The organism is Burkholderia sp. MSh2, from assembly GCF_000731655.1.
Lineage (GTDB): Bacteria > Pseudomonadota > Gammaproteobacteria > Burkholderiales > Burkholderiaceae > Burkholderia > Burkholderia paludis.
In genome coordinates this window covers 1-1,028 of the sequence record NZ_JPGM01000159.1, presented here as the reverse complement: position 1 = coordinate 1,028, position 1,028 = coordinate 1, and the positions used below count along the sequence as shown (strand labels likewise).

Here is a 1,028-nt window from a genome sequence, read left to right as displayed (position 1 = left end):
GCCGGGCACCGTGCTGCAGGCGACGATCACCGAATCGACGCTGCTGCAGACGCCCGAGCAGTTCGGCAACATCCTGCTGAAGGTCAACCAGGACGGCTCGCAGGTTCGCCTGAAGGACGTCGCGAAGATCGGCCTCGGCGGCGAAGACTACAACTTCGACACGAAGTACAACGGCAAGCCGACCGCGGCGCTCGGTATCCAGCTCGCGACCGGCGCGAATGCGCTCGCGACCGCGAACGCCGTGCGCGCGAAGATCGAGGAACTGAGGCCGTATTTCCCGCACGGTTTCAGCGTGGAGTATCCGTACGACACGACGCCGTTCGTGAAGCTGTCGATCGAGGAAGTGGTCAAGACGCTGCTCGAAGGCATCGTGCTCGTGTTCCTCGTGATGTACCTGTTCCTGCAGAACCTGCGGGCGACGATCATCCCGACGATCGCGGTGCCGGTGGTGCTGCTCGGCACGTTCGCGGTCATGTCGCTGGTGGGCTTCTCGATCAACACGCTGTCGATGTTCGGCCTCGTGCTCGCGATCGGGCTGCTGGTGGACGATGCGATCGTGGTGGTCGAGAACGTCGAGCGCGTGATGGCGGAAGAGGGGCTGTCGCCGAAGGAGGCGACCCGCAAGGCGATGGGCCAGATCACCGGCGCACTCATCGGCGTGGCGCTCGTGCTGTCGGCGGTGTTCGTGCCGGTGGCGTTCTCCGGCGGCTCGGTCGGCGCGATCTACCGTCAGTTCTCGCTGACGATCGTGACGGCGATGGTGCTGTCGGTGCTGGTCGCGCTGATCCTGACGCCCGCCTTGTGCGCGACGATCCTCAAGCCGATTCCGCAAGGGCATCACGAAGAGAAGAAAGGCTTCTTCGGCTGGTTCAACCGGACCTTCGATCGCAACCGCGACAAGTACCACGTCGGCGTGCACCATGTGATCAAGCGCTCGGGCCGCTGGATGATCATCTATCTGGTCGTGATCGTCGCGGTCGGCCTGCTGTTCGTGCGCCTGCCGAAGTCGTTCCTGCCCGACGAGGATC

General features: G+C 64.2%; 1 protein-coding gene. It reads left to right on the top strand.

The features are described from left to right. The coding region (locus GQ57_RS38020) for an efflux RND transporter permease subunit (RefSeq protein ID WP_034200631.1) at window positions 1-1,028 on the top strand (1,028 nt) is incomplete at both ends.